23 protein-coding genes are annotated in these 26,625 nt (G+C 68.4%); 16 read left to right on the top strand and 7 right to left on the bottom strand.

Annotated elements, in window-relative coordinates; translation table 11 throughout:
• Positions 1-84 precede the first annotated feature (84 nt).
• Positions 85-2,961 (top strand): CBM35 domain-containing protein, encoded by a 2,877-nt coding sequence (locus tag ACGFIF_RS16645; protein WP_393155290.1) that lies wholly within the window; start codon positions 85-87, stop codon positions 2,959-2,961.
• A gap of 23 nt (positions 2,962-2,984) precedes the next feature.
• Here the strand turns inward: ACGFIF_RS16645 and ACGFIF_RS16640 are convergent, their stop codons facing one another.
• The gene (locus ACGFIF_RS16640) at positions 2,985-4,001 is read right to left on the bottom strand and encodes a LacI family DNA-binding transcriptional regulator (protein ID WP_393155289.1); all 1,017 of its coding nucleotides are present in this window, start codon (positions 3,999-4,001) and stop codon (positions 2,985-2,987) included.
• A 272-nt stretch (positions 4,002-4,273) separates the two neighbouring features.
• Here ACGFIF_RS16640 and ACGFIF_RS16635 point away from each other — a divergent pair, with 272 nt between their 5' ends.
• From ACGFIF_RS16635 to ACGFIF_RS16605, 7 genes are all read left to right on the top strand, one after another.
• Positions 4,274-5,329 (top strand): sugar ABC transporter substrate-binding protein, encoded by a 1,056-nt coding sequence (locus tag ACGFIF_RS16635; protein WP_393155287.1) that lies wholly within the window; start codon positions 4,274-4,276, stop codon positions 5,327-5,329.
• Positions 5,330-5,465: 136 nt separating this feature from the next.
• The gene (locus tag ACGFIF_RS16630) at positions 5,466-6,527 is read left to right on the top strand and encodes an ABC transporter permease (protein ID WP_393155285.1); all 1,062 of its coding nucleotides are present in this window, start codon (positions 5,466-5,468) and stop codon (positions 6,525-6,527) included.
• A gap of 2 nt (positions 6,528-6,529) precedes the next feature.
• The gene (locus ACGFIF_RS16625; protein WP_393155283.1) at positions 6,530-7,339 is read left to right on the top strand and encodes an ATP-binding cassette domain-containing protein; all 810 of its coding nucleotides are present in this window, start codon (positions 6,530-6,532) and stop codon (positions 7,337-7,339) included.
• Entirely contained in the window at positions 7,336-8,508 is a 1,173-nt protein-coding gene (locus tag ACGFIF_RS16620) for a Gfo/Idh/MocA family protein (protein ID WP_393155281.1), read from the top strand. Before ACGFIF_RS16625 ends, ACGFIF_RS16620 begins: the two co-directional genes overlap by 4 nt.
• A gap of 11 nt (positions 8,509-8,519) precedes the next feature.
• Positions 8,520-9,518 carry a sugar phosphate isomerase/epimerase family protein gene (locus ACGFIF_RS16615; protein WP_393155279.1) on the top strand — a complete coding sequence of 333 codons (999 nt, stop codon included), beginning with the start codon at positions 8,520-8,522 and terminating at the stop codon, positions 9,516-9,518.
• Complete coding sequence (locus ACGFIF_RS16610) at positions 9,515-10,381, top strand: sugar phosphate isomerase/epimerase family protein (RefSeq protein WP_393155278.1); 867 nt, start codon at positions 9,515-9,517, stop codon at positions 10,379-10,381. Before ACGFIF_RS16615 ends, ACGFIF_RS16610 begins: the two co-directional genes overlap by 4 nt.
• Before the next feature lie 15 nt (positions 10,382-10,396).
• Positions 10,397-10,837, top strand: coding sequence for a PaaI family thioesterase (locus tag ACGFIF_RS16605; protein WP_393155276.1), 441 nt, complete (start codon positions 10,397-10,399; stop codon positions 10,835-10,837).
• Between the two features lie 29 nt (positions 10,838-10,866).
• Here ACGFIF_RS16605 and ACGFIF_RS16600 read toward each other — a convergent pair whose 3' ends face one another.
• Both ACGFIF_RS16600 and ACGFIF_RS16595 read right to left on the bottom strand, forming a co-directional pair.
• Positions 10,867-11,511, bottom strand: a complete 645-nt coding sequence (locus ACGFIF_RS16600; RefSeq protein ID WP_393155274.1) for a response regulator — start codon at positions 11,509-11,511, stop codon at positions 10,867-10,869.
• Positions 11,508-12,455 (bottom strand): histidine kinase, encoded by a 948-nt coding sequence (locus tag ACGFIF_RS16595; protein ID WP_393155272.1) that lies wholly within the window; start codon positions 12,453-12,455, stop codon positions 11,508-11,510. Before ACGFIF_RS16595 ends, ACGFIF_RS16600 begins: the two co-directional genes overlap by 4 nt.
• A 193-nt stretch (positions 12,456-12,648) precedes the next feature.
• Between ACGFIF_RS16595 and ACGFIF_RS16590 the strand changes: the two genes are divergently transcribed.
• Complete coding sequence (locus ACGFIF_RS16590; RefSeq protein WP_393155271.1) at positions 12,649-13,149, top strand: SPFH domain-containing protein; 501 nt, start codon at positions 12,649-12,651, stop codon at positions 13,147-13,149.
• Here ACGFIF_RS16590 and ACGFIF_RS16585 read toward each other — a convergent pair.
• Together ACGFIF_RS16585 and ACGFIF_RS16580 are read right to left on the bottom strand one after the other, a co-directional pair.
• Positions 13,137-14,423, bottom strand: coding sequence for an SLC13 family permease (locus tag ACGFIF_RS16585; RefSeq protein ID WP_393155269.1), 1,287 nt, complete (start codon positions 14,421-14,423; stop codon positions 13,137-13,139). The genes ACGFIF_RS16590 and ACGFIF_RS16585 overlap by 13 nt on opposite strands.
• A gap of 3 nt (positions 14,424-14,426) precedes the next feature.
• Positions 14,427-14,942, bottom strand: a complete 516-nt coding sequence (locus ACGFIF_RS16580) for a CBS domain-containing protein (RefSeq protein ID WP_393155268.1) — start codon at positions 14,940-14,942, stop codon at positions 14,427-14,429.
• 124 nt (positions 14,943-15,066) lie between these two features.
• Here ACGFIF_RS16580 and ACGFIF_RS16575 point away from each other — a divergent pair, with 124 nt between their 5' ends.
• From ACGFIF_RS16575 to ACGFIF_RS16560, 4 genes are all read left to right on the top strand, one after another.
• A complete protein-coding gene (locus ACGFIF_RS16575; protein WP_393155266.1) occupies positions 15,067-16,599 on the top strand; it encodes a molybdopterin-dependent oxidoreductase in 1,533 nt (510 codons plus the stop codon).
• A gap of 75 nt (positions 16,600-16,674) precedes the next feature.
• Positions 16,675-17,310 (top strand): fasciclin domain-containing protein, encoded by a 636-nt coding sequence (locus tag ACGFIF_RS16570; protein WP_393155264.1) that lies wholly within the window; start codon positions 16,675-16,677, stop codon positions 17,308-17,310.
• Between the two features lie 2 nt (positions 17,311-17,312).
• Positions 17,313-17,924, top strand: coding sequence for an ECF RNA polymerase sigma factor SigK (sigK, locus tag ACGFIF_RS16565; protein WP_393155262.1), 612 nt, complete (start codon positions 17,313-17,315; stop codon positions 17,922-17,924).
• The gene (locus ACGFIF_RS16560; protein ID WP_393155260.1) at positions 17,921-18,640 is read left to right on the top strand and encodes an anti-sigma factor domain-containing protein; all 720 of its coding nucleotides are present in this window, start codon (positions 17,921-17,923) and stop codon (positions 18,638-18,640) included. The genes sigK and ACGFIF_RS16560 overlap by 4 nt, the downstream gene beginning before the upstream one ends.
• Before the next feature lie 11 nt (positions 18,641-18,651).
• On the opposite strand, the gene ACGFIF_RS16555 is transcribed toward ACGFIF_RS16560, so the two are convergent.
• Both ACGFIF_RS16555 and ACGFIF_RS16550 read right to left on the bottom strand, forming a co-directional pair.
• On the bottom strand, positions 18,652-20,175 hold the full coding sequence (locus ACGFIF_RS16555) for a DUF222 domain-containing protein (RefSeq protein WP_393155259.1): 1,524 nt from the start codon (positions 20,173-20,175) through the stop codon (positions 18,652-18,654).
• A 245-nt stretch (positions 20,176-20,420) separates the two neighbouring features.
• A complete protein-coding gene (locus ACGFIF_RS16550) occupies positions 20,421-23,261 on the bottom strand; it encodes a glycosyl hydrolase (RefSeq protein ID WP_393155257.1) in 2,841 nt (946 codons plus the stop codon).
• Between the two features lie 145 nt (positions 23,262-23,406).
• On the opposite strand from ACGFIF_RS16550, the gene ACGFIF_RS16545 reads away from it, so the two are divergent.
• From ACGFIF_RS16545 to manD, 3 genes are read left to right on the top strand one after another with little or no spacing between them, the layout of a single operon-like run.
• The gene (locus tag ACGFIF_RS16545; protein WP_393155256.1) at positions 23,407-24,435 is read left to right on the top strand and encodes a LacI family DNA-binding transcriptional regulator; all 1,029 of its coding nucleotides are present in this window, start codon (positions 23,407-23,409) and stop codon (positions 24,433-24,435) included.
• Positions 24,432-25,394: a 2-hydroxyacid dehydrogenase gene (locus tag ACGFIF_RS16540; protein ID WP_393155254.1), complete on the top strand. Its 963-nt coding sequence runs from the start codon at positions 24,432-24,434 to the stop codon at positions 25,392-25,394. The genes ACGFIF_RS16545 and ACGFIF_RS16540 overlap by 4 nt, the downstream gene beginning before the upstream one ends.
• 10 nt (positions 25,395-25,404) lie before the next feature.
• Entirely contained in the window at positions 25,405-26,622 is a 1,218-nt protein-coding gene (manD, locus tag ACGFIF_RS16535; protein ID WP_393155253.1) for a D-mannonate dehydratase ManD, read from the top strand.
• Positions 26,623-26,625: the final 3 nt, after the last annotated feature.

Below are 26,625 nucleotides of genomic sequence, written 5' to 3'. Positions count from 1 at the left end.
CGGGACGTTGAAAAGATCGGATCTCTCAATAGGCAAGCTAGTTGCCATAATTTCCCACCGCCCTTCCGGAGATGAGAGAAGCCGATGGCCCATCGACTACCTCGGCGGCTGCGCGCCGTCACCCTTGTCCTGGCCCTGCTCTCCGCCATGCTCGGCACCACCCCCGCCCACGCGGAGGTGGAGCATCCGCGTCAGCAGTGGCTGCGCGACTCCACCGCCGGGCTGTTCCTGCACTGGGGCATGTTCACCGCGCCCCGCCACACCGACTGCGCCTCCTGGGAGCGCGATGTCACCGCCGGCGGCTGGAGCGCCGACTACTGGGTCGACGAGGCCCGCAAGCTGCACGCGTCGTACATCGTGCTGGCCACCTTCCACAGCCGGCTCGGCTACGCCAGGCCGTGGCCGTCGGCCATCCCGGGTAGTTGCTCCACCCAACGAGACTTCCTGGGCGAACTGGTCGCCGCCGGCAAGGCCAAGGGCGTCCACATCCTGCTCTACATGACCGACGATCCGCAGTGGCACAACGAGGTGCCCGGCGTCCAGACGCTCGATTCGGCGGCCTATTCGGCGCACAAGGGCCAGCAGGTGGATCTGACCACGCGGGACGGTTTCGGGATGTACAGCTACGACCTGTTCCACGAGGTGATGGACAACTACCCCGACCTGTCCGGCTTCTGGATCGACAACGACAACGCCTACTGGGAACGCAACGGGCTCTACGAGCAGATCCGGGAGAAGCGTCCGACCTGGCTGCTCAGCAACAACAACGAAGACACGCCGATCATGGACACCGTCAGCAACGAGCAGAAGACGGGCATCACGCCGGCGTACGACTACCCGCAGGCGACCTTCACCCCGATGCCGCGGCTGGTCGAGGCGGACTACAAACTGCCGACCGTCGGTCAGTGGTGGTACGACGGCAACGACAGCGCGGTCGACTACGGCCTGAGCGTCGGCCGGTACGTCGCCAACGCGGGCTCCTCGATCAAGTCGCTGATGGCCGAGACCGCGATGGTGAACGGCAAGTTCCCGCCCCAGCAGGAGAACTTCAACGACTTCATGGCTCAGTGGCTGCCGCCGATCTGGTCCTCGTTGGAGAAGACGAACGGCGGCGGGTACCTGTACGGCGGGATGCAGCCGGGATTCTGGAACGACGGCGCGCACGGCGTCATCACTCTCGCCGACAACGCGCGCACGCAGTACCTGCACGTACTGACCAAGCCGAAGTCGCAGGACCTGGTGAGGCTTCGGGACAACGGCTACCGGGTGACCGGGGTCACGGATGTCCGGACCGGCAAGCAGTTGCGCTTCAACCAGTCCGGCGGCTATCTCAGCATCCTGGGCATCACCGACTGGAACACCTACGACACCGTCTTCAAAGTGACCACGGCCGGGCAGGAGGGTCTCTACCCGCAGTCGATCCTGAAGGCGACGGCCACCGCGGGCACCGATGCGTCCACCCTGGTGGACGGCAGCTACCCGAGCTATTGGGACGCCAAAGGCCAGCTCCCGGTCTCGGTGACACTCGACCTCGGCCAGGCGCGCAAGGCGACGTACCTGGCGGTGAACCAGACGGAGTGGTCACCGACCCACGCGCGGGAATCCTTCGGCCGGCCCGAAGACTCCGCGCGGATCAAGGACTACACAGTGTCGGTGAGCGTCGACGGCAAGCACTGGAAGTCCGTGCGGACCAGCGCGATGCCGAGCCGGCGTGGTGTGCAGTTCGTTGACATCGGCAACCAGATTGCGCGGTACATCAAGCTCGACGTGCTGAACACCTGGTCCGGTCCGCAGGCGCCGCCCTTCTACCGGCAGCTCCGGATCGACGAGATCAAGGTCGGGTACGGCTACCCGACCAAGCTGTCGAACCCACTGCCGCTCGAGGCGGAGTCCCGGGACAACATCCTCAGCGGCAAGGCTCGCATCGAGCCCTGCGCTGCCTGCTCCGGCTCCGCCCAGGTCACCGGCCTCGACCACGGCAGCGTCACCTATCAAGGAGTCGAGGCGCCCACCGACGGCACCTACCGACTGCAACTCGACGGTACGACGTCAGCCGCGGGCTCGTTCTCGGTCAGCGTCAACGGCGGTGCGCCGATCAAGGCTTCGCTGGACGCGGGCAACCCCGACGTCCCCGGCAGTACGGCGATCGCCGTACCACTGAAGGCTGGTTCGAACACGATCCAGGTGTCTGGTACGGCGGCCCTCGACCGGATCGCCGTGGGTCCGATGCCGCCGGCGTCGTACGTGCCGAAGACGACGATGACGGTGAAGCCGTCGGGTGTGGTCTGGGTCGGTCCAGGGCAGCAGTCGGTGGATGTCTCGGCCGAGCTGCGGCTGGACGAGGATTCGGTCGACAACGTCCGGATGACGCCGGTCGCGCCGTCCGGCTGGACGGTGACTGGCAGTCCGGTCACCAAGTCTGGATTGCGTACTGGTCAGACAATTGCTGGTTCCTGGCAACTCACCGGTCCGTCCGGTGGCCAGACCGGTCCGGTGCAAGTGCCGGTCGAGGTCACGTTCGAGACGGTCGGGATGCCGAAGAAGGTGTCGAAGGTGATCCCGATCCAGGTCCGTCCGGCGGACCGGCTGTTCATGCGCGAGGCCGAGAGCTCGCTCAACCAGATCGGCAGCGCCGGCATCACGAACTGCTCGGCCTGCTCGGGCAGCCAGAAGGTCCGCAACCTCGGTGGTTCGGACGACGCACACGTGATCTTCCCGGACGTGACCGTGGACCAGGCCGGCCAGTACACGCTCTACCTCGACTACACCGTGAACGGAACGCGCTCGTACTTCGTCTCCGTCAACGGTGGGACACCGGTCGAGGCCTCGGTCACCGGCATCGGCAACGCAACCGTCCAAACGGTCACCGTGCCCGTGCAGCTCAACGCCGGCGCCAACACCATCCGAATCTTCAACACCGAAGACTCAGCGCCCGACCTGGACCGCATCTCCCTCGGCTGACGGGGGCCGGTCCCGCGCCCGACTCAACCGGGCGCGGGACCGGAAGTCGAGCGGATGACGAGGTCGGGCTCGAGGACGAGCTCGCGGTCGGGTACGGTGTCGCCGGCCGAGCGGGCGATGATGCGGTCGACCGCCAGGCGGGCCATCTCCTGGGGTAGCTGTTGCACGCTGGTGAGGTCGATGCCGGGGCCGTGGGCCAGGGCGCTGTCGTCGAAGCCGATGATCGAGATGTCACCGGGGACGTCGATGCCCTGCTGGCCGAGCACGCTCATCGCGGCAGCGGCGATGTCGTCGTTGAAGGCGATGACGGCCGTCGGCAACTCGGCGGCGTCGTCGAGGATCGCCCGGGCCGCGCGCTGCCCGTCGAGCTGGTCCTCACCGTCACACCGGACGACGCGGATCTCCTTGGTCAGGCGATGGGCGCGCATGGCCTTCACATACGCGTCGCGACGGGAGACCGCGACCAGCCCGTCCCCGCCCTGGAGATGGGCGATCCGGCGGTGCCCCAGGTCGACCAGATGCTGCACCGCCAACGCCATGCCGTGCTCGTCCGAGGTACGCACGATGTCGACAGCGGGATGGTCGACGTGCCAGCCCATCACCACGAGCGGCACGTTGCCGGCCAGCATCGGCTCGGCGACCGGTGGGCCCAGCATGATCAGGGCGTCGAACCGGAAGTCGTGGAGTGAGGCCAGCGCGCGCTTCTCGTCCCGGCTGGTGGTGAGCGCGCTGAGGACGAGATCCCAGCCGCGCTCCTCGGCCGCCGTGTAGAGACCGTCGATGAGCTCCAGGTGGAACCGGCCCGCGCGTCCGAAGAGAACGCCGATCGTGTGCGCCTTGAGACTGGCCAGCGCCCGGGCCCGCACATCCGGGCGGTACCCGAGTTGCTCCGCGACCGCGAGGATCCGCTGCCGGCTCTGCTCACTCGCGCCCGGTGCGTCCCGCATGACGATCGAGACCAGTGCCGGTGAGACGCCCGCACGCCGGGCGACGTCCGCGAGCGTGACGCGGCGGCGCGGCCACGGCTGCTCGTCCGCCACGTCCCACCACCTCCCGGTCACCAGCGTCGGCTCACCGTAGCGCAAGCACGGCAGTACCGTCCGAGCATGCTACCTATAGCGCTCTAGGTCAATGGCTCTAGAGCGCTATAGAAGATTACAACGACGGAACTTCTAGAGCGCTCTAAAATGTTGTTACAAAGTATTGACAGCGCCGAAATGTGTCGGTTCCCTGGTGACTGGCGCCACACCCCAGCAACAGATCCGGCCGCGTTGCCGAAGGGCCGCGGCCGGACTCCAGGAAGGGATCACACATGCGCACCAGATGGGCCCGCACGGCTCTCGGCGCGGTCGCGGTGGCGGCCTTGCTCCTCACCAGCGCCTGCAACAGCGGCAAACCCTCCGGCAGCACGTCGAATGCCGCCGATGCCGACGCCGGCACCGCGGTCGATGCGGCCGCGGCCACCGGGAAGACCGCGATCTTCGTCATCGGCGGCAAGTCGGACGACCCGTTCTGGTCGAAGGTGAAGCGCGGCGTCGACGACGCGGCCAAGGTGGTCCAGGCCCAGGGCGGCTCGGTGACCTTCCTCGGACCGCAGAACTACGACAACCTCGGCCCGGACGCGGCCAAGCTGATCGACTCCGCACTCAGCCAGGGCGCGACCGCGGTGATCGGGCCGGACTGGGTGCCCGAGGCCGAGGACGCCGCCTTCAAGCGCGTCGTCACCAAAGGCGTCCCGCTGATTCTTTACAACGCGGGCGGTATCGAGGCGGCGGAGCGGCTCGGCGCCCTCAACTACATCGGCAGCGACGAATACACCGCGGGCAAGGCGGGCGGCGAGTTCCTGGGCAAGCAGGGCGCCACGAACGTGCTCTGCGTCAACACGCTGCCGGGCGCGGCGAACACCGAGTCGCGCTGCCGCGGTGTCGCGGACGGGGTCAAGGCCGGCGGCGGTACCTCGAAGCAACTGCCGATGCCGTCGTCCAACTTCGGCAACCCGACCGCGGTCGCGCAGGGCATCAAGGCGGCCCTGCTGAAGGACGACACCATCGACGGCGTCGTGACCATCAGCACCCAGGACGCCGACAGCGCCGCCAGCGGAATCCAGCAGGCCGGTCTCGGCGACAAGGTCAAGCTCGGCACGTTCGACATGGACGAGTCGCAGCTCAGCCGGATCAAGACCGGCAAGCAACTGTTCTCGATCGACCAGCAGCCGTACATGCAGGGCTATCTGGCGGTCTCGATGGCCAACGGCTACCTCAAGTACGGCCTCGAGCTACCGCAGCGCCCGCTGCTCACCGGCCCGGCCATCATCAGCGCGGACAACGTCGACTCGGCGATCGCCGGCGCGAAGGCCGGCGTCCGCTGACCTGGCCGGCGTCCGCCGGCCCCCTGAACGGCGACGGGGCCACTCTGCCACCGGCCCCGTCGCCCCCCAATCACTCCGGCCGTACCACTCCGGCCACCACTCGCCACGACGTACCCATTCGAAGGTGGTAATCCCCATGACAGTCCAATTGGCCGAACCCTCGCCGGCGAAATCGCAGGCCGGGTACGGCGCCCGATCCGGGGCGTCGGTCGGCGACCTGGCCCGCCGGCCGGAGACCGGCGCACTGATCGGCACGATCAGCGTCTTCGTGTTCTTCGCGATCTTCGGCGGCGGGCAGTTCCTCTCCGCCGGCGGTGCCGCGAGCTGGCTCAACGTCGCCGCCGAACTCGGCATCATCGCGATCCCGGTCGGCCTGCTGATGGTCGCGGGTGAGCTGGATCTGTCCGTCGGCTCGGTCCTGGCGTCGAGTTCGATGACGGTCGCGATCATCTCCGGCTACTGGGGAGCGCCGGTGATCGTCGGCATCGTGGCCGCGCTCGCGCTCGGCCTGGCCGTCGGCTTCCTGAACGGCCTGCTGGTGACCCGGACGAACGTCCCGTCCTTCATCGTCACCCTCGCCACCTTGTCCGGACTCTCCGGCCTCACCCTCGGCCTGTCCCGGGTCATCACCGGTACGACGAGCGTCGCCATCGACCCCGGCGCACCGGCCAAGCAACTGCTGGGCACGCTGGTCGGCGGCAAGTTCGAGGTCGCGATCTTCTGGTGGATCGCCGCGGTCATCGTGGTCGGCTGGCTGCTGCACGTCAGCCCGTACGGCAACTGGGTCTTCGCCGTCGGCGGCGACAAGGAGAGCGCCCGCGCCACCGGCATCCCGGTCCAGGGCGTGAAGATCTCGCTCTTCATGGCCTCCGGGCTCGGAGCCGCGACGGTCGGGATCATCCAGACCATGCTCTACAACAGCGCCCAGGTGGCGAACGGCCAGTCGTTCGTCTTCAACTCGATCATCGCGGTCGTCATCGGCGGTGTGCTGCTGACCGGTGGCTACGGCTCGGTCCTCGGCATCGTGCTCGGCACGCTCACCTTCGCGATCGTCAGCCAGGGCATCTACTACACCGGCTGGAACTCCGACTGGGCCGCGCTGATCCTCGGTGTGCTGATCCTGGCCGCCGTCCTGATGAACAACACGTTCCGGCGGATGGCTCTGTCCCATGCGCCTCGCACGAAGAGGAAGGGCTGACCATGACGGCACCACTGCTCGAACTGAGCGACGTCTGCAAGTCGTTCGGCGCGACCGACGTCCTGACGGATATCTCGCTGCGCGTGCATCCGGGTGAGGTGCTCTGTCTGCTCGGTGACAACGGCGCCGGCAAGTCGACGCTGATCAAGATCCTGTCCGGTGTGCACCAGCCCAGCTCCGGGGTGATCCAGGCCAACGGCGAGACGGTCGTGTTCCGGAGCCCGCGGGACGCAAGTGCGCACGGCATCGCGACCGTCCACCAGTTCGGCGGCACGTTCCCGCTGATGTCGATCGGGCGCTCGTTCTTCGTCGGCTCGGAGCCGACCAAGTGGCGTGGACCGTTCCGCCGCTTCGACCGGAAGTACGCCGGTGGAGTCGCCGTCCGCGAGATGCAGAGTCTCGGCATCACCCGGGTGACCGACGGAGACCGTCTGGTCGGCGGACTGTCCGGTGGTGAGCGGCAGGCGCTGGCGATCGCGCGGGCCGTGTACTTCGGCGCCAAGCTGCTCATCCTCGACGAGCCCACCGCGGCGCTCGGGGTGAAGGAGGCCGCCCACGTCCTGCGGATCATCATGCAGGCGCGCCAGAAGGGCATCGCGGTCGTGCTGGTCACGCACCACGTCACGCATGCGATGACGGTCGGCGACCACTTCGCCGTCCTGATCCGGGGCTCGCTGGCCGCGGACTTCCGCAAGGGCGAACGGACCCGGGAGGAGATCACCGACCTGATGGCCGGTGGTGAGGCGATGGCCGAACTCGAGGCCGAGATCGAAGCATTCACGACCACCGAAGCGAAGGCAGGACAGCTGTGACTCAGAACTCCCTCGGCGTGGCGGTGATCGGTGCGGGCATGGTCGGCCGTGCGCACGCGGCCGGCTATCGTGCCGCCTCCCAGCTCTACGACCTCGACCTGCCCGACATTCGACTGGTCGCGATCGCCGACGCGCATGAACCGTTCGCCGTCGACGGAGCCAAACGCTTCGGCTACCAGCGGGCGGAGACCTCCTGGCAGGCGATCGTGGAATCGCCGGACATCGACGTGGTTTCCGTTGCCATTGCCAACGAGTTGCACCGGCCGGTGGTCGAGGCGTTGCTTGCCGCTGGCAAACATGTGCTGTGCGAGAAGCCACTCGCCCCCTCGGTCGACGACGCCAAGGCCATGGTCGCCGCGGCCGAGGCAGCGGACACCGTGTCGGCGGTCGGCTTCTCGTTCCGTCGTACGCCGGGAATCAACGCAATCCGCGAACAGCTCGCGGCGATCGGGCCGGTGCGACACTTCAACGGCCACTACTGGTGCGACTACGCCCAGAACCCGGGCAACCCGATGAGCTGGCGCTACAAGGGCGGTCCCGGTTCGGGTGCTCTGGCCGATATCGGCAGCCACATGGTCGACCTCGGCGAGTACCTGTGCGGTCCGATCGCCAGCGTCAGTGGCGCGGTCTTCCAGACGTTCACCACTGAGCGTCCGGTGCCGCTGGGCGCAACCGTCGGGCACGCGGCAGGCGCGGTCGGCGACACGGTGGAGCCGGTGGAGAACGAGGACATCGCGACGTTCACGGCCACCTTCGCCAGTGGTGCGGTCGGCACCTTCTCCATCAGCCGGATCTCGCACGGCCTGCCGAACGGGCTCGGGTTCGAGATCTTCGCCGCCGACGGCGCGGCGGCCTTCGACCTGAACCGGCCGGGTGAGTTCGCCTTCGCCGACCACGGGCCGGACGGGAAGACCAACGGCTTCCGGTCCGTGCTCATCGGTCCGCAGCACCCTGGTATCGACAAGGGCATCCCGATGGACTTCCCCTCGGTCGGCCACGGCCAGAACGAGCTGTTCGCCTGGCAGGCCCGCGCGTTCCTGGACCAGGTCGCGGGGATCGGCAAGCTACCGCCGGTGCCGTCGCTGGCCGACGGTCTGCACAACCTCGAGATCCTCGCCGCCGTCACCCAGTCCGCGCTCAACCACGGCCAGGCCGTCTCCCTGATCTGAAAGGACCCTTCATGAAGCTCGGCGCCTACACCGCCTGCCTGCACGACAAGTCCCTCGACGAGGCGCTGGAGATCCTGCGCGACCTCGGCCTGACCAGCGTCGAGGTGAACGCCGGTGGTTTCATCGGTACGCCGCACCTGCCGGTCGAGCAACTCCTGGAGAGCGCGACGGCACGCGAGGAGTACCTGGCCGTGTTCGCGAAGTACGGCATCGAACTCACCGCCCTGAACTGCAACGGCAACCCGCTCCACCCCGACCCCGAGATCACCCATGGCGACGACCTCAGACGCACCATCAAGCTGGCCGGCCTGCTCGGCATCAAGACCGTCATCACGATGTCCGGGCTCCCCGCCGCCGAACCCGGCGGCACCCGGCCGTCGTGGACCGTCATCCCCTGGGACAGCGTCTACAGGGAGACGCTCGACTACCAGTGGGACGAGGTGGCCGTACCGTTCTGGACCGGGATCGAGGCACTCGCGGCGGAGTACGACGTACGCGTAGCGATCGAGATGCACCCGCACAACCTCGTCTTCAACCCGGCCACGTTGAAGCGACTCGTCGAGCGGACCAACGCGACCCACATCGGCGCGGAGCTGGACCCGAGCCATCTGTTCTGGCAGCACATCGATCCGGTCCGGGCCATCGAGGAGCTGGGCGAACTGGTGTTCTTCGCCGCCGCGAAGGACACGCTCATCCACGAGACCGCCGCGATCAACGGCGTCCTGGACGACCGGTTCGAATGGATCCTGGCCGAGGAGGAACCCATCGGCCTCGGCGGCCGCTACACCGTCACCCGTTGGCCCGCTGTCCCGGGCTGGTCGTTCGTCGCCGTCGGTCGCGGCCACGACGTCGACTTCTGGGCCCGGTTCCTGACCGCGCTCCACACGGTGAACCCACAACTGCCGGTGAACATCGAGCACGAGGACGCGTCGTTCGGCCAGATCGAGGGCCTGAAGTTCGCCGCCGACAACTTGATCACCGCCGCGGAGAAGGCCGGGGTACTCGAATGAAGGTTGCCCTCGACCCCTACATGTTCCGTACAACGCCGCTCCTCGAGCTCCCCGGTCTCGTCGCCGACCTGGGCTACGAGTACATCGAGCTGTCACCCCGCGAGGACTTCACCCCGTTCTTCCTGCACCCACGCGCGGACGACGCAACGGTGCAGGCGTTCAAGAAGGCCCTCGACGCGGCCGGCGTGAAGGTCGCCTCACACCTACCGCTCTACCGCTGGTCCGGGCCTGACGAGGACGAGCGGCAGGCCGCGGTCCGGTACTGGAAACGCGCCATCCAACTCACCGTCGACCTCGACTGCCGGGTGATGAACTCCGAGTTCAACGGCCGGCCGGAGCAGGCGAGCCGGAGCGAGGGGATGTTCTGGAAGTCGATGGAGGAGCTCCTCCCGGTCTTCGAACGCGAAGGCGTGGAGTTGCGCCTGGAGCCGCACCCCGACGACTTCGTCGAGGACGGCCTGGTCGCCGTCGACCTGATCCGCGGTATCAACAGCCCACTGGTGTCCTTCCTGTACTGCGCCCCGCACACGTTCCACATGGGCGGCAACATGGTGGAGATCATGCAGTACGCCGGCCCGCTGCTGACCCAGTTGCATCTCGCCGACTCCTTCGACCACCGGGCCTCGTCCGGCCTGCGCTACATCGTCAACCCACCCGGCTCGACCGCCCGGATCCACCAGCACCTCGACATCGGCCAGGGCGAGGTCGACTGGGACACCTTCTTCACCACGCTCGGCAAACTTGGCTTCGGCGGCCGCGACGACACGATCATGACGTCCTGCGTCTTCGCCTGGGAGGACCGCGCCCGCGACTCGTCGACGTACATGCGCGAGACCATCGACCAGTACGTGAGCGCTTGGTGAGTACAGTCACCTGACATGGAGGAGGCGGCACCTGAGGTGCGGGAGCGGGTCAGGGACAGTTTCGAGCGCCAGGGGCTGATGCATCATCTGGGCGCCCGGCTCTCGGAGATCGCGCCCGGCCGGGTGCACATCGTTCTTCCCAGCCGGCCCGAAGTCACGCAGCAGCACGGGTACTTCCACGCGGGTGCCACCAGCGCGATCGCGGACAGCGCTGGTGGCTATGCGGCGTACACATTGTTCCCCGAGGACAGCTCGGTCCTCACGGTCGAGTACAAGATCAACCTGCTGGCTCCGGCCGAAGGCGATCACCTCGAAGCAGTGGGGACGGTGCTGAGATCGGGACGCACCCTGACCGTGTGCCGCTTGGAGGTCTTCGGTGTCCGGGGTGCGGAGAAGTCGCTGGTCGCGTCAGGTCAGCAGACGTTGATCCGCGTGGACAAGCGCCCGGAGCGCTAACTCGGGCAGCCGGTGTAGGACTCGGCGGGTCAGGGTTCGATCAGACCGGCCCGGATGGCGTAGCGGGTCAGCTCGGTGCGGTCGCGCATCCCGAGTTTCTGCAGGATGTTGGCACGATGCCGTTCGACGGTCTTCGGGCTGATGGTCAGGGCGGCGGCGATCTCCTTCGTGGAGTGGCCTTCGGCGATGAGCTTGACCACCTCGTCCTCACGCGGCGTGAGCACCTGGCCCGGCACTCGCTCACCGCGCCGGACCCGGTCGAGATAGTCGCGTACCAGCGTGCTCATCACGCCCGGGTAGAGGAACGACTCGCCCCGGCCGGCAGCGCGACAGGCGCCGACCAGGTCGCGGTCGGCAACGGACTTCAGCACGTAGCCGCAGGCACCGGCCTTCAACGCCGCGAAGAAGTACTGCTCGTTGTCGTACATCGACAGCATCAGCATCCGTGGCGGTTCGCGGCGGCGGGACAACTCCCGCGCGGCCTGCAGCCCGGTCATCCGCGGCATCGCGACATCGAGGACGGCCAGGTCGATTTCCGTCGTCCGGAACGCCTCGACGGCCTCGGCGCCGTCACCCGCTTCGGCGACGACCTGCAGGTCCGGCTCGCTGTCGAGGATCAGCCGGACCCCGCGGCGTACCAGGGCATGGTCGTCGGCCAGCAGGATGCGGATCATCGGGCCGGCTCCAGCGGCACCGTGAGGCGGACCGACGTACCGCCCAGCTCTCCGGAGCTGACCGCGAGCTTCGCACCGATCAGCAGCGCCCGCTCACGCATCCCGCGGATTCCGGTCCCTTCCTCAGCACCGCGCAGGCCCTGCCCGTCGTCGTCCACGGCGAGGACCACCGCCGTACCTTGCCGCCGCAGGGAGAGCTTGACAGTCCGTGCGCGGGAGTGCCGGGCCACGTTGGTCAGGGCCTCCTGCGCGACCCGGTAGACGACCAACTCCCGCTCCGAACCGAGCTCCGGCAGGCCGGGTGAGAAGACACGCTGCACGAACAGCCCGCGGGAGGAGAACTCGGTCGCGAGGGCGGCCAGCGCACTGTGCAACCCGAGATCCTCGAGGACGCCGGGCCGCAGCCGCCGGGCCACTCCCCTGACCTCGTCCAGCGTCGCCCGGGCCGTCTCCTGAATCTCCAGTACGTCGTCCCGCGCCTCGGGCGGCACGCGATCCGACAGTTGCTTCAGGCTCAGCAGCATCGCCGTCAGCCCCTGGCCGATCTCGTCGTGCAACTCCTGGGCGATCCGGTGCCGCTCCGCCTCCTGCGCGGCCAGCGCCATCGCGTTGCTGCGCCCGCGCTCGGTCTCCAGCCGCCCGAGCATGGCGTTGAAGCCCCGGACCAACTGCCCTACCGCGCCGCTGCCGGACTCGGGCAGGCGCCGGCCGGGCTTCTGCAGGTCGACGGTCTCCATCAGTCGAATCAGCCGGTCCAGGGGTGCCAGGCTGGTCCGCAACAGCGCCGAGTTCAGCGCGACGATACCCACCAGCCCGAGCACGAGAACGATCGCCTCGGAGACCAGCACCCGGGTCGAGACGGTGACGGGAGCGAAGGCCAAGGCGACCGTCCCGGCGACGAACACCAGCCCGTTGATCAGGCAAACCCGCCAGTACAGAGGCATTCCCGCTTCCGATCTCACCCTTCCAGCTTCCCCAACGGCTTGCGCAGTGTCCACGCAACCGGCCGGAAGTGGGTGGTAGCACTCATACCGCCGCCGCGAGCCTCCGGACAGACTGAAGAGGTGGCGGGACGCGCCGGTGAGCCGAGGGATTGCCGGCCGGCGTCCCGCCGCACCACCAGCTTTGGGAGCTGACATGGTTCGGTTGGTGCCGAAGGGCCACTGGATCGTCGTCCTGCGCTCCGGCCGCGCCGTCCGGATCGCCGAGTCCGGCCTGACGGTCTGGATTCCGTGCCTCGAGCGGTGCGTCCCACTCAGGCGAGAGACGCTCCGGCTGCCACTGGCCGTGACCGGCCGCTCCGCCGAGGGCGTCGACGTCCGGCTCTGGGGCGAACTGGCGCTGCGCGTCGTCGACCCCGCTCGGGCGGCCGAAACGAGTCCCGACGTTCTGGACGTGGCCGCGGACGAGACCGAGCGCGCCCTCGTCCGCCTGGTCAGCCGGACCGACCTGATCTCGCTCACCGACCTGCCCGGCCACGACCACGGCCATGACGACGGCCATGACGACGGCCACAGCCGCGCTGCGATCGAGGTCCCCGGCGTACGGCTCGTCGACCTCCGGATCGACCGGATCGAGATCGAACTGACCGCTTGTGTGCTCGCCGCTGTCACTGCTGCCGCCGCTCAGACGAAGTAGCGGAGCCAGACGTACACCCAGGCGAGCGCGATACTCAGCGCCGTCACCACGATGCCGTAGCGGGTGAACTGCCAGAACGTGATGTGGTGGCCGCTGCGCGAAGCGATGCCGAGGGCAACCACATTGGCGCTCGCGGCAACCGCCGTACCGTTGCCGCCGAAGTCCGCGCCGAGCGCGAACGCCCACCACAAGGCCTGCCCGGTCTGCGGATCCGGCGCCTGCTCGACCACGCCCTCCACGACCGGCGTCATGGCGGCGACGTACGGGATGTTGTCGAAGAACGCCCCCAGTACGCCGGAGCCGAACAGCAACGCGGTCGCGGCCAGCAGGAACTCGTCGCCGATCGCCGCCACCGCCCAGTCACCGATCGCCCCGATCACGCCGGTGTGGACCAGGCCGGCGACCATCACGAACAGCCCCATGAAGAAGACCAGGGTCGCCCATTCGACCTCGCGCAGTACGTCGGTCACGTCCGCACCCGAGACCAGCATCATCGCCCCGGCCCCGATCAGCGCGACCAGCGACGGCTCGAGATGGAGCACCGAGTGCAGCGAGAACCCGACGATCATCACCGCCAGCACGGCCAGGCACCGGGCCAGCAGCCAGGGGTCCCGGATCGCCCGCTTCTCCTGCAGCGCGAGCACCGCCGCGACCTGCTCCGGGTTGTACCGGAAGCTCTTACGGAACAGGAACCTCGACAGGACGACGAACAGCCCGAACACGATCACCACGATCGGCGCCATGTGTACCAGGAAGTCGTTGAAGGTCAGGCCGGCCCGGCTGCCGATGATGATGTTCGGCGGATCACCGATCAGCGTCGCGGCGCCACCGATGTTGGAGGCCAGCACCTCGGCGATGAGATACGGCTGCGGCGGGATCCGCAGCCGCTCGCAGACCACGATGGTGACCGGCGCGACCAGCATGATGGTGGTGACGTTGTCCAGGAACGGAGAGGCGATCGCGGTGATCGCCATCAGCATCACCATCAGCCGGTACGGCTCGCCGCGGGACCGCTTCGCCGCCCAGATGCCCAGGTAGTCGAACACCCCGGTCTGCTTGATGATGCCGATCACGATCATCATGCCGAGCAGCAGGAAGATGACGTTCCAGTCGATCCCCTCGTGCTCGGAGTAGAACACCTCGGTGCCGGGTGCGAGCCCGAGCAGCAGCATGCCGGCGGCACCGATCAGGACCACCTTGACCTTGTTGGCCTTCTCGGTCGCGATGTAGAAGAACGCCAAGCCGAAGATCCCCAGCGCGACGAGTGGCCTCACACGTCACCCCGTCGACGGGTCACCGAGTCCGGTCACGGCCAGACTCGTCAGCAATCGCTCCAACGTGATCGCGCCGGTCAGGACACCGTCGGCGCCGGTCACAGCGACCAGCGGACTCCGGACCCGCGACATCAGCGCGGCGATCTCCAGCAGGGTCGAATCCGTCGCGACCGTGGCCGGCCGGGCCGGTGGACGCGGCAGACAGTCGCCGACGGTCAGGCTGCCCAGCTCGGACCAGAAGGAGTCCGCCGATCCCTCGTCGAGCGTCCGCGCCAGCATCGGGTCGTCCTGGAAGGCAGCCGGAATGCTCAGCCGCAGGACCTGCGTACCGGGTAGCACGGCCATCGGCCGGCCGGCGTCGTCGACCACGATCAGACCCGGCAGCCGACCGACCGCCATGATCTGGACCGCCTTCAGCACGGGGTCCCGCACAGTGACCGTGGGCAAGCTGACAGCGATATCCCGTGCTCGCATCGCACCGTCCTGTCCGGTCCGGCCGACCGCTTCGACACTGCTCACGAGGACCTCCCTGGCGCGCCGGCTCGGAGCGGCTCAATCTGTGTCTTCAGTCTTGTTGCGCCGACTCACCCCCTCCATGGGGTCCAGCACCCATCTATCCGGTCGCCGGCGCCGAACGACTGTCATGCGCAACAGGTGGAGTCATCACGCCGCGGCCGCCGCGGGCGGTGTCATCGCGGCCGGGGTGGCCTTGGCGATCGGGTACCTCGTTGCGGCGGTGACGGGTGGACCGTGGCCCGTCGATGCGGTCGGAGTACAGGTGATCGACTGGGCCCCGGGTCCGGTGAAGGACTTCGCCGTGCGCGAGTTGGGTACGGCGGACCGTCCACTACTCCGCCTGGGCATCTGTGTGGTGCTGGCCCTGGTGGCAGCGGTCGCCGGCGTGATCGGACGTCGAAGGCAGCCGGTTGCGGTCGGCATCGCCTTCCTGCTGGGTCTGGTCGGGCTGGTGTTCGCCATCTTCAGCCGTTCGGCGGCTACGGGGGTCGCCGAACGGCTGCTGCCGGCAGCGGTCACGCTGGTGACAGCTGTCGTCGCGATGGCTCTCGTCACCCGCTCAGCACGACAGCCCCAGCCGGCCGAGCAGCCCGAGGGCTTCGACCGGCGCAGGTTCCTGCTCACCGTCTCTGCACTGGCCGTAGTAGGCGCCGGCGCTTTCGCTACCACCCGGGTGGCGTCGTTCGGACCCGGTGAAGCGGTGCGAGCGAAGGTCCGCCTGCCACGTCCGACCGATGCCGCACGACCACTCCCGTCCGGCGTGCAGGTCGACGTACCTGGAGTGAGCCGGTTCGTCACGCCGAATCCCAAGTTCTACCGCGTAGACACGTTGCTGGAAGTGCCGCGGATCGACCCGGCCGACTGGGAGTTGCGCGTTCACGGGATGGTCGGCAAGGAGCTCCGGCTGTCGTTCGCGGACCTGCTGGACCGGCGGTTGATCGAGCGGGACATCACCCTGACCTGCGTATCCAACGAGGTCGGTGGGCCGTACGTCGGCAACGCCCGCTGGATCGGCGTACCGATCGCCGATGTGCTCGCCGAGGCCGGCGTCCGCGCCGGTGCGGACGCGGTGAAGTCGACCAGCATCGATGGGCTCACCATCGGTACGCCGCTGACCGCGCTCACCGACGGCCGCGACGCGATCTTCGCGGTCGCGATGAACGGCGAACCGCTGCCGTTCGAGCACGGTTTCCCGGTCCGGATGGTGGTGCCGGGTCTCTACGGCTACGTGTCGGCGACGAAGTGGATCGTCGACGTCGAGGTGACCCGGTTCCAGGACTTCAGTGCGTACTGGACCGATCGCGGCTGGGCGGTCGAGGCACCGATCAAGACGGCGTCGCGGATCGACGTCCCCAAGGGGTTCGCGACCATCAAGGCCGGCCCGGCGGTCGCGGCCGGCGTCGCCTGGACACAGCACCGAGGCATCGCCAAGGTCGAGGTCCAGGTCGACGACGGTCCCTGGCAACCCGCCGTCCTGGCGGCCGAAGACACCATCGACACCTGGCGCCAATGGAGGTTCCAGTGGACCGCTGTTCCAGGCATGCACAAACTCACCGTCCGCGCGACCGATGCCGACGGCAACGTCCAGACCGCGCGGTCGGCTCCGCCGCGTCCCAATGGCTCCGCCGGGCTGCACAACACTGTCGTCATGGTCGACTGAAAGATCGACCCATCCGGTAGCGGAGCGGTTCCGAAGTACTCGTGACAGCAACCCCCGTCGAGAAAGAGAACCCTCATGCGTAAGCACATCGGCATCGCCCTGTCCGCCCTGGCCCTCGCCTTCGCGACCACCGCGTGCGGCAGCGACGACGACTCCGGAGCCGCCGGTACGCCGGCCGCCCAGACCCCGAGCGCGACGCCGTCGATGGCCGGCGCCGCCGGGCTGGTCGGTCCGGGCTGCGCCGACTACGCGAAGGCCAACCCTTCCGGCGCCGGTTCGATCGACGGCATGGCGGCCGCGCCGCTGGCCACCGCCGCCTCCGGCAACCCGCTGCTGACGACCCTCGTCTCGGCGGTGTCGGGCAAGCTGAACCCGAAGGTCGACCTGGTGTCCACGCTCAACGGCGGTGAGTTCACCGTCTTCGCCCCGGTCGACACGGCGTTCGCCAAGATCCCCGCGGCCACCGTGAACACGCTCAAGACGAACGACGCCCTGCTGACCAAGATCCTGACCTACCACGTGATCCCCGGACAGCTCGACCCGGCGGCCGTTGTAGGCAAGCATGTGACTGTGGAGAAGCAGGAGGTCACCGTCACCGGTTCGGGCGACAGCCTCAAGGTCAACGACGCCGCGGTCATCTGCGGCGGCGTGAAGACCGCCAATGCCACCGTGTACCTGATCGACTCGGTCTTGATGCCGCCGGCTGCCTGATCATGAACGATCCGACCCCCCTGCCCTGGCCCGCCGGGTTCCACACCCGGCCGGGCGAGGTCAGTGACGGCGACCTCCTGGTCCGGACCGCCCGCGGTGACACGGCTGCGTTCAGCACCCTGTACGACCGTGTCACGCCGTGGGTGTTCGGCCTGGTACGACGGATCCTGCGCAACCCGGCGCAGTCCGAAGAAGTGACCCAGGAAGTCATGCTCGACGTCTGGCGGACCGCCACCCGGTACGACGCCGCCCGCGGCTCGGCGCACGCGTGGATCCTCACCATCGCGCACCGCCGGGCCGTCGACCGGGTCCGGTCCGAACAGGCCGCGTCCGACCGGACCGAGCTGGTCGGCGCCCGGTCCGCCGAGATCGACTTCGACCAGGTCTCCGACACCGTCACCACCCGGCTCGAGGTCGAACAGGTACGCCGTTGCCTCGACACCCTGACCGACCTGCAACGTGAGTCGATCTCGCTGGCCTACTACGAGGGGTACACCTACCCTGAAGTGGCCCAGCGACTCGATGCGAAACTGCCGACCATCAAGGCGAGAATGCGCGACGGCCTGATCCGGCTCCGCGACTGCCTCGGAACCACCAAGGGGGCAACGTCATGACCGAGACCGACGTGCACACCCTCACCGGGCCTTACGTCCTCGATGCACTGCCCGACGACGAACGCGCCCGGTTCGAGCAGCACCTCACCGTGTGCGCCTTCTGCACCACCGAGGTCGCCGAGCTCCGCGAGGCCGCGGTCAAACTCGCCACCCAGGTCGCCGCGCCACCACCGCCGGCCCTCAAGACCGACGTGATGTCCGCGATCGGCCACATCCGCCAGCAGCCTCCGCTCGTCCCCGGCGGCAAGGACGAACTCGCCCGCCGCCGGTTCAGCCGCCGTTCCGTCCTCGCGCTCGCCGCCGCCGCGCTGGCGGTCGCAGGCACCGGTGGCGTCGCGATCGACCAGTACCGCGGCAAGCAGGAGGCCGTCCAGGCCAACGACCGGATGGCCGCCGTACTCGCGCAGCCAGATGCCCGCACCGTCCACGGGCCGGTCAAGGGCGGCGGTCAGGCCACGGTCGTGACGTCGGCCGGCGCCGACGCCGCGGTCGTCGTACTCCGTGACCTTCCGGAACTCCCGGCCGACCGGACCTGGCAGCTCTGGATGATCGACCCGAACCGGACCGCCCACTCCGTCGGTCTGGCCTCCGGGGACCTCACCACGGTCGTCGACGGCTCCGTCACCGGCAGCGTGGCCTTCGGCCTCACCGTCGAACCCGAGGGCGGCTCCCCTGCACCGACGCTCCCGGCCGCGGCGATCATCCCGATGGCCTGACTGTTTAGGCGTCAGGTTCGGTCGGCCTTGTTGAGCGGTGGAAGCGGGCGCGTACCGGTGTGGTCGACGTGGAATTGGAAGCCGTGGGGGCTGGTCCATTCGATGGCGCCGGTGGGCAGCCTCCGGCATCTCCAGCCGCCGAAGGTCTTGGCGCGGTGGTGGAGGCGGCCTTGCGGTATGAGGTTGTCCATACTCGTTTGCCCAGGCGGTCCGGCGCGGTCGTAGGGCACGATGTGGTCTTGGTCCATCCGGGTGGTGGCTTCGGCGGCGCTGTAGGGGAACATGCCGACCGGATGCCGCAACCGGACTCTCTCCCGGATCCGGTCCGGAATCTCGTAACTGTGAACGCTGACTTGGTCGTGCAGATCGATGACGGGCTTGACCACGATCTGGTCATGGCCGAGCAGCTCGCCCAACTGACTGAGGAGCAACGGCCCCAACTCTTCGACGCGCAGCACACCGTTGCCGCCAGCAAGCGCCTTGTCGGTGAGATGCACGTACAGCGTGTGCCGACTGCCTCGGCCCCCGCTACCCGCGCCGAGACCGTGGCTGTAGGCGTCCTGCTTGATCGCCGCGAGCCGCGCCGGGAGCGAACCAGCCAGCATCCGCCGCGTGAACGCCTCCTCGTCACCCCTGCCGCCTGCGGCACCCGAAGCACTCGCGTGGCCAGACGGCCGAGGAGCGTCCGGCCCGCACCCATCATCCGGTCCAGAGGCGCTGCCGGCGGCGACGTCGCGAGTGGTGATGTGCGGGAAGCTGCGGGCGAGGTAGCGGGCGACTTCGAGGAGTTGGTGGGCGGCGGCGGGGTCGGCGATCCAGCCGACGGCCTTCGCGCGCCGCGCATCGAGGGAATCGGTGTCGCCGAGGGTCTTCAAGGCGCGGGCAAGGTCGTCGATAGTGGCGTCGAAGCGGATCACGTCACCGGCAGCCGCACGGACCCAGAGCCGCTTCGTGCCATGGTCATCGGAGGGACCGACAAACACGCCGCGTTCCCTTGCGGCCGCTTCGGCCTGGGCCGTGGCCAGTTCGGGGTCGGCCTCCCACACCGCAGCCTTCACAATGGTCGCGAGCTTCGACGGGGTGACGCTGTTGACGATGCCGACGACCCGGCCGTCGACGATCGCGGCCGCCTCCACCGACAGCGACAGACACGCCCGGGCGACCTTGCGCGCCCGCCAAGGCACGGCATTCCCGGCCAGGACCGCGGCCCAGATCCGCGGAAGCCGATGCCGCAACGCCAACGCCTCACCCAGGAACGACGCCGCGGCGCCGGCCGACATCCGCATCACCGCGCCGAACTCGATCGGCGCGAACTCAGCCACCCCCGGGCACCCGTCACCGCCGTACACCCTGAGCTGCTCCGCGCCGGGCAGCTGTTCACCGTCCGCACCGCCGTACACCACCGCATTGCGGTCGGCGTAGGCGAGCGCGGCCTCGAGTTTGCGGACCGCGGCACGTTCCTCGACCAGGTCGAACTCCGACACCGCGACCAGCAGGTCCGCGGTGCCGAGCTCATCCAGATCACCTTCAAACATGCAACCGAGCATACGTTCGATTGCATGCCAGAACAAGTCGCGTTGATCCCATAAGGCCTTATCCACAAGGGCAAACGTCACATCCGGCACATCCTCCAATCGCGATATGCACCAGATGTCCATGGACGGGCAGGACGGTCTCATTGCCGGCACCGCACCCGGCAGCAACCCTTGCCGATACGTGGCTGCATGGGCTTGGAGGAAGTGCCGGACCGGTTGGATCGGCGCGCGTTCGCGGTCCTCGACTAACGCGGGATCAGGTGGACCGGGCCGAGCAGACCGTAGTTCTGACGGGGTCCGGAGTAGACGGTTGGCTGGGTCACGCGGAGGCGGTTGAGGAGAGTGGTGGCCACCTCCACCTGGATGGTGTTCCGGCCGCGGCGTAGGTGGCCGGTGAGGTCGACGACCGGGTTGAGGAGGTTGACCGGGGGCAGGCGGTGGCCGTTGACGGTGACTTGGGCGGTGTCGAAGACCTCACCCAGGTCGAGGCGCGCGGTGGTGGTGTCGAGGTCGACGGCGGTGGTGTAGCGGCCTACACCGGACACGTCCTCGAGCCCCGGGATCGCCGACCAGGGAGCGAGGGCGTCGAGCGAGACACGGTGGCGATGGATGATGGTCTCGGTCGGGGTTGGTCCAGGCAGGTACGACTCGACGTCCAGTTGCCAGGACTCGAGGGGAATGGGAGCGAGCGCTGCACCGGCGTCGGACGCTCGCTGGGGCGCTGCCGGCCGCTCTCCCCGCCGACCCGGCCGGAACGCGATGATCGTCGCCTCGCCCGGCTTCAGCGTGATGCGGATCGTCACGCGATCACCGTCTTCGACGTACTCCCCGATCTGCGCGACAGCACCGGTCCAAGGATCGAGCCGGAACGGTACGGCGTTGCGCTGCGACCGAGTGAACGTGACGTCATGGTCGATCGTGGCCACCGGAGGCTTCACCGACTCGGCGTGCTTCCCGTTGACCAAGTAGTAATAGTCATCGCCGTGCTCGACCCGGTGATGGTTGAGCAACGTCGACGTCGGATGTGACACGTCAGGACTGACACCGAGCTCTGCCAGCGCCACCGGCACCTGCGTCAGCTCGGCAACGACCCGCACCCGCGGCTCCGCGAACAGCTCGGCCAGCACCTCACGCAGTACGGCACTCTCCCCCACTCCGGGCACAGTCGCCGCCGACCAGCCGCTGCCGAGAAACACCACCGCCAACTCAGCACGGGCGAACGACAACAGCTTCCGCGCGGTCTCGACCGGCAGCGTCGCCTCGTTCCCCGCGAACCGGTCACCCTCCACAAACAAGACCTTGTACGACGGCCCGTCCGGTGCGAGCCGCCCGTCGCGAACCACCGCACGATCCAGGTCCAGCAACGGTGCCGACACCATCTGGTGCGTCCACCCGACCGGCACACCACTCGCAGTGAACCACCCGACGCCGATACCAGTCTTCGTGTACCCCTTCTGCCGGAACGCGGCGACGTCGATCCGCGACGTGCCGGTCTGCAGCACCTGATGGATCCGGCCCAGATACCCCGTCACCGCAGGCACATGCCGCCACGTTGGTTGCCGTGGACCCCACGACTCGGAGTACCCCTGCCTCCCGTCGTACGGCGTGAACGCAGCAAACCGCGGCCACTCAGCCCCAGGCGCGGAGGCATACGAGAACCCGTGCAGCACGGTCTGGTTCAGCCCGGCCGCATACGCCCCACCCAACGTGAGCAGGAGCTTCTTCCACGTCGTCCCGTACGCACCGCCCTGGTAGGCACCCGCCTCACACGACAACACCTTCCGGCCGCCGAGGTCTCGCCCGCCGGCCAGTGCCCGGTAGTCGTCGAGGTTCCGGAACCCGAGCGACTCACCCTCCGGAATGTCGACGATCGCGGCCGCGGAGATCGAGTCGGTCTCCAACCCGTACGGCTGGCAACGGAATTCCAGCCCGAGCGAGTGCGCCCACTTCGTGAGTGCCGAGAAGTGGCGCTCTGCGAACAGGTCGGAGACGGTCAGCCAATAGTCGTGCCGCACATGCCGCGTGACCACGGCCTCGCTCTGGAACACCTCGGCCTCGTCATTGCGCACGATCGCCGGCAGGTACGGCCAGACGTCGTACCCACGCCGGCGCGCAAACTCCTCCGGCAGCGCCGGAGTCCAGTTCAGTCCGCTGGTCTCCAATTCGATGGAGTCCTCGAACAACGCACCACCCGACTTCCGCAGCAGCCGCCGTGTCGTCGGCGTGAGCAGCTGCCGTTCCCAGTAGTCGATCACCGCCCGAGCGCCGGCAGCCGAGAAGTGGTCGACGACATAAGACTCGGGCGAGGTGTGTGGCCCGGATTCCGGTTGTTGCCCACTCCCCCTTTCCCAGAACGCGAACAGCAACCAGGTCCCGTCAGCGGGCGACGTCCAACTGACCGACCCGTCGGTGACAGCCACCTCGACATACGAATCGATGTCGAAGCCAACGGCATCCGACGACGAGTACGCCGGGTTGAGCCGCCATGCCGCCACCTTGAGCAGCTTCGGTACGGCGTCACTCGCGTTCACCGGCTCCGGAGGCGGACCGGAATAGGAGCCCCCAGCAACGACCTGGACCACGCCGTACTGCAACTCCTTGACCGCTGCCTCGTGGTCCGGCGTGATCGTCGGTACGGCGGCCGGCCAGGACGGACCGATGGTCAGGTCGATCGTGAGCCCTTGTCGCTCCGCTTGGTCGAGCGCGGCCTCGACCCCGACGACCCAGGCCGCCGAGCCCCAGCCGTGCCCGACCGGATCCAGCACCGACTTGTCCTCGATCGAGTGGTGCACAGCCGCGATCTCCGCACCCCCGAATCCGGCGGCCGCCAACTGATCCACCTCGCAGCGAATCTCGGCCGGATCGACCAGCCCGTCCGGCCACCACCACCGCACCTTCGGCCGCACCACCGCGCCGGGCCGCGCGAACCAATCAGCCCAGCCACCCGACACCCCAGCCGCGAGCGCTCCACCCGGAGCCGACCCTGCCGCTGACGCCTGCTCACCAAAGCCCGGACCAGCCATCACCGCAGCCCCGGCGGCGGTCGCGGTGACGAGAAACCTACGCCTGCCGATCTGTTCACCCATGAATAGAAATACTCAACCAGCGCGGCTGACTCCGCCAGACCAAGCGGGGTTTCGCCTCAACCCAGCGCAGGACAACCTCTTGACATGTTTGCGCAACTTGCCGCAACATTGCCGAAACCTTGGAAATCCACCCGGGAGCCGATCCGTGAACCCAACCCTGACCGACGTCGCGCATCGCGCGGGTGTCTCGTTGTCGACCGCCTCCCGGGCCTTCAGCGACCCGGACCGGATCGGCCGGGACACCCTGCGCCGGATCATCACCGCCGCGGAGGAGATCGGGTACGTCGCCTCGTCCGGCCGCCGCTCCCGGTCCGCGACGCTGCCGACCCGCTCGGCCACGGTGGCGATGATCGTCCCGGACATCGGCAACCCGGTGTTCGCCAGCTTCGTCAAGGCCGCTCAGGCGCACGGGTGGAACCGGCGGCAGACCATCGTGCTGACCGACACCGACGGCAGCCCGGACCGGGAGCGCGAGATCCTCGGCGAGCTGCACGAGCGGGTCGACGGCTTCATCGTCTGCTCACCCCGATTGCCGGCGCACGACATCGTCGAGCTGTGCGGCGACACGCCCCTCGTCCTGGTCAACCGCACCTCGGCGGAGACGAACAGCGTCGTACCCGATGCGGCCGACGGCCTGCGGCAGGCGCTGGAGTACCTGCGCGTCCTCGGTCATGAGCACGTCGCCTATGCCCAGGGTTCGCCGCTGTCCTGGTCGAACCAGAACCGGGTCGAGGCCCTCCAGCGACTCGCGGAGGACGCGGACATCGACCTCGAACTGCTCGGCTGGCAGGCCGAAACGATGGCCGGTGGTCAAGCCGCGGCGGCCAGCGTGGTCGCGTCCGGGGCCACCGCGGTGATCGCCCACAACGACCTGATGGCACTCGGCATCATGTCCGGCGCGGCAGCGCTCGGCGTGGAAGTCCCCACCGATCTCAGCATCGTCGGCATCGACGACACCCCGTTGGCCGAGGTGAGCCGGCCCACGCTGACGAGCATCCAGACCCCGATGTCGCGCGCCGGCGTGGTGAGCGTCGACATGCTGCACCAGAACCTGACCGCCGAGGCGCCGGTCGTACCACGCTCGGTCACGCTGCCCACGCAGCTCGTGGTCCGCCAGAGCACCGGCCCGGTCTCCGGCTGGACACCGGCCCGTCGCGGACGGAGCGACGCATGAGAGTCGTCATCACCGACCCGAACCTCCAGCCGCTCAGCGATGAACTCGAGGCCCTGCTGCCCGCAGACACCGAGACAGTCTGGGCAACAACACCGGACACAGTTCTCGAGGCTCTCCCGAACGCCGACGTCCTGGTCGGTCCGGCGTTCAGCCAGGAGATGGCGGCTGTCGCGCCCGGCATCCGGCTCGTCCAGGTCGCGGGCGCCGGCACGGACCGCATCGACCCGAAGGCCCTCGACGGCATCATCCTCGCGAACACCTACAACCACGAGGACTCGATCGCCGAGTACATCGTCTGGGCCCTGATCGCGCTCCGCCGCCAGCTCCCGCAGGCCGACGCCGCGCTCCGCCAAGGCCGCTGGCTCTCCCCGGTGTACGACGCCACCCTCCCCCAACCGCAGTCGCTGGCCAGCGCGTCGATCGGCTTCGTCGGTCTCGGCCACATCGGCCGCGCCACCTGGCGCGTACTGCGTGCCTTCGGCGCCCAAGGCCAAGCGGTGACAGGATCAGGCCGAGCTGACGCCGAGGGCCTCAACTGGGCCGGCGACACCTCGCAACTCCCCCGCCTACTGGACGAATCCGACGCCCTCGTCGTCTCCGCCCCACTGACCGACGCCACCCGTGGCCTCATCGGCGCCATCGAACTCGAGAGGCTCGGTCGCGACGGCGTACTGGTCAATGTGGCGCGTGGTCCGCTCGTCCAGGAACAGGCCCTGTACGACGCCCTGCGCGACAGGACCATCCGCGGCGCCGCCCTCGACGTCTGGTACTCCTACCCGGGCCCCGACGGCCTGGGTAAACCCGCCGACGCACCGTTCGGCGAGCTCGACAACGTCCTGCTGACTCCCCACCTGTCCGGCATCACCCGGCAGACCTTCCTCGGCCGCGTCCAGGACATCGCGGCCAACATCACGGCTCTTGCCCAGGGCAACGAGCTGCGCAACGTCGTACAACTCTGAAGGCATTCCTATGACCGATCGCATCATCGGGGCCGACGTCATCGTCACCAGCCCCGGCCGCAACTACGTCACGCTCAAACTCCGGACCGCCGACGGCCTCGTCGGGTACGGCGACGCCACCGTCAACGGCCGCGAACTCGCCGTCGCGTCCTACTTGCGCGACCACATCAACCCCTTGCTGGTCGGCATCGACCCGGCGCGGATCGAGGACACCTGGCAGTATCTGTACCGCGGGGCGTACTGGCGCCGCGGGCCGATCACGATGGCCGCCATCAGCGCCGTCGACCTCGCCCTGTGGGACATCAAGGGCAAGGCGGCCGGCATGCCCGTGTACCAGCTGCTCGGCGGTGCGGTACGCGACCGCATCCTCGCCTACACCCACGCATCAGCGTGGGAACTCCCGGAGTTGCTCGACGCTGTGGATGCCCGCCGCCAGGACGGATTCCGGGCAGTCCGAGCGCAGTCCGGCGTACCAGGCCTCGAGACTGTGTACGGCGTTCATCGCGACGCCCACGGATACGAGCCGGCCAGTCGTGGGACGGCTCCGGTCGTGGAGTCGTGGGACACCGACGCGTACCTGCGGCACGCCCCGTCCGTGCTGACCGCGGTCCGCGAACACGTCGGTCCTGAGCTCGCGCTGTTGCACGACGCTCATCACCGATTGAGCCCGCAGCAGGCGGCACGGCTCGGGAAGGCGCTCGAGCCGGCGGACCTGTTCTGGCTCGAGGACGTCACTCCGGCGGAGAACCAGGACGCCTTGCGACTCGTTCGTCAGCACACGACCACACCGCTGGCGATCGGCGAGGTCTTCAACACGATCTACGACTGCAAGGATCTGATCACCGAGCAGCTGATCGACTTCATCCGGGTCGCGGCCGCGCACGCGGGCGGCATCAGCCACCTGCGCAAGATCTTCGCGCTGGCCGATGTGTATCAGGTCCGGGCCGCACCGCACGGACCGTCCGACGTCTCGCCGGTCTCCTTCGGTGCGAGCGTCCACCTCGGTCTGTCGACGCACAACTTCGCCATCCAGGAGTACATGGGCTACGACCCGCTGGCGCACGAGGTGTTCCCGCATTCCTGGTCCTTCGCCGACGGCTACCTCCACCCGGGCGAGGCACCGGGCCTGGGCGTCGAGGTCGACGAGGAACTGGCCGCCAAGTTCCCTTACGAGCCCGCCTACCTGCCCGTTGCGCGCAGTGTCGACGGCGCCATGACCGACTGGTGATCG

The organism is Kribbella sp. NPDC049174 (genome assembly GCF_043197365.1).
Lineage (GTDB): Bacteria > Actinomycetota > Actinomycetes > Propionibacteriales > Kribbellaceae > Kribbella.
This window is presented reverse-complemented; position numbering and strand designations above follow the sequence as displayed.

Excerpts from the sequence above, each read along its gene's own strand:
- ACGFIF_RS16625 (WP_393155283.1), top strand. The coding sequence starts at position 6,530 with ATGACGGCACCACTGCTCGAACTGAGCGACGTCTGCAAGTCGTTCGGC.
- ACGFIF_RS16570 (WP_393155264.1), top strand. The coding sequence starts at position 16,675 with ATGCGTAAGCACATCGGCATCGCCCTGTCCGCCCTGGCCCTCGCCTTC.
- ACGFIF_RS16615 (WP_393155279.1), top strand. The coding sequence starts at position 8,520 with ATGAAGCTCGGCGCCTACACCGCCTGCCTGCACGACAAGTCCCTCGAC.
- sigK (WP_393155262.1), top strand. The coding sequence starts at position 17,313 with ATGAACGATCCGACCCCCCTGCCCTGGCCCGCCGGGTTCCACACCCGG.
- manD (WP_393155253.1), top strand. The coding sequence starts at position 25,405 with ATGACCGATCGCATCATCGGGGCCGACGTCATCGTCACCAGCCCCGGC.
- ACGFIF_RS16560 (WP_393155260.1), top strand. The coding sequence starts at position 17,921 with ATGACCGAGACCGACGTGCACACCCTCACCGGGCCTTACGTCCTCGAT.
- ACGFIF_RS16550 (WP_393155257.1), bottom strand. The coding sequence starts at position 23,261 with ATGGGTGAACAGATCGGCAGGCGTAGGTTTCTCGTCACCGCGACCGCC.
- ACGFIF_RS16555 (WP_393155259.1), bottom strand. The coding sequence starts at position 20,175 with ATGTTTGAAGGTGATCTGGATGAGCTCGGCACCGCGGACCTGCTGGTC.
- ACGFIF_RS16600 (WP_393155274.1), bottom strand. The coding sequence starts at position 11,511 with ATGATCCGCATCCTGCTGGCCGACGACCATGCCCTGGTACGCCGCGGG.
- ACGFIF_RS16575 (WP_393155266.1), top strand. The coding sequence starts at position 15,067 with ATGCGCAACAGGTGGAGTCATCACGCCGCGGCCGCCGCGGGCGGTGTC.
- ACGFIF_RS16595 (WP_393155272.1), bottom strand. The coding sequence starts at position 12,455 with ATGCCTCTGTACTGGCGGGTTTGCCTGATCAACGGGCTGGTGTTCGTC.
- ACGFIF_RS16605 (WP_393155276.1), top strand. The coding sequence starts at position 10,397 with ATGGAGGAGGCGGCACCTGAGGTGCGGGAGCGGGTCAGGGACAGTTTC.
- ACGFIF_RS16590 (WP_393155271.1), top strand. The coding sequence starts at position 12,649 with ATGGTTCGGTTGGTGCCGAAGGGCCACTGGATCGTCGTCCTGCGCTCC.
- ACGFIF_RS16645 (WP_393155290.1), top strand. The coding sequence starts at position 85 with ATGGCCCATCGACTACCTCGGCGGCTGCGCGCCGTCACCCTTGTCCTG.
- ACGFIF_RS16540 (WP_393155254.1), top strand. The coding sequence starts at position 24,432 with ATGAGAGTCGTCATCACCGACCCGAACCTCCAGCCGCTCAGCGATGAA.
- ACGFIF_RS16610 (WP_393155278.1), top strand. The coding sequence starts at position 9,515 with ATGAAGGTTGCCCTCGACCCCTACATGTTCCGTACAACGCCGCTCCTC.
- ACGFIF_RS16630 (WP_393155285.1), top strand. The coding sequence starts at position 5,466 with ATGACAGTCCAATTGGCCGAACCCTCGCCGGCGAAATCGCAGGCCGGG.
- ACGFIF_RS16635 (WP_393155287.1), top strand. The coding sequence starts at position 4,274 with ATGCGCACCAGATGGGCCCGCACGGCTCTCGGCGCGGTCGCGGTGGCG.